Annotated in this window: 2 protein-coding genes; both read right to left on the reverse strand. The window is 32.2% G+C overall.

Features of this window, described 5'->3' with window-relative positions; genetic code table 11:
- Positions 1-103 precede the first annotated feature (103 nt).
- Positions 104-622: an Imm15 family immunity protein gene (locus KEM39_RS11365; RefSeq protein ID WP_211710074.1), complete on the reverse strand. Its 519-nt coding sequence runs from the start codon at positions 620-622 to the stop codon at positions 104-106.
- The coding region (locus tag KEM39_RS11370; protein WP_211710075.1) for a hypothetical protein at positions 622-998 on the reverse strand (377 nt) is incomplete at its 5' end. The genes KEM39_RS11365 and KEM39_RS11370, both read right to left, overlap by 1 nt.

The raw sequence follows: 998 nt of genomic DNA on the forward strand, positions 1-998 counted from the left end.
TGTTGGGGATGGGGTCGTCTGAAAGCTGGGCGAATGAGGGTTTGGAGTTTCAGACGACCTTAATGTATGCGTTAGGAGGAGGCTAATTCTATTTACGCTTGTTTTAAATATCCTTCTTTTTTAATAAAAATACCCTAAAAATTTCATAGCCAAAACCGTCATCAAATTTAGAGTAAACAATGTTAAAAATGTCTTTATAATTAAAATCAGATGAATATTCATGTAACCATGAGAAATTTTCTAAATTTAAAACTGGATAATTTTTAAATGTATTTTCATATTTCGACCTATAAATACATATGTTAGGTATATAAAAGCTATATAGATTATGTAATTCAGAACTTATATCTGGGTATGTTACACATATCGATAAATCGTTATTTATCAGAATATCTTTTGCCATTAAATTTATATTATTAATGTAAAATATTGCAGTATTTAAAAAGAACAAATTCAACTGTTTTGGGGATAGTATTTTTAAAAATGGTTTTTCTCTTCCAGTTCTAGTAATTAAGGGAATTTCTTCAAATTCAACAGGATGCTTAAGTAATTTAATTATTTCATCATACTGATATGATTTTTCAGTTTTTGCTAACTTTGTTAATAGTTTTAAGTATTCCATTATGTATTCCATCCATGGCAAAATAAGAAATCTCTATCATCTTTAGAGAATGGGGGGATTCCTCGATGTTTATCGTGAATAGTTCCATCTAGATTTAGTGCCGCATCATTATGTGCGTGGGCATGATACTGTGAGTTTGGTACTGATTCTTCCGGCTTATCAATTCGTTTTATTCCTTTTGGCCCTCTTCGTTTTATATTAACTATTTTTGCAGCATCAGCAGGAGTACCTCTTCCCCATTTTTTACAACGTTTCTTACGTTCTTTTTCTTCTTGACATTTTCCAGTACATGTATCGCTTTCCGATAATGCAACGACACCTGTTGCGGCAGCTCCAAGCACCCCATATGCAATCCATTTAGGCCATGCCACATCAC

The sequence above is a fragment of the Neisseria sp. Marseille-Q1983 genome (genome assembly GCF_018224585.1).
Classification (GTDB): domain Bacteria; phylum Pseudomonadota; class Gammaproteobacteria; order Burkholderiales; family Neisseriaceae; genus Neisseria; species Neisseria polysaccharea.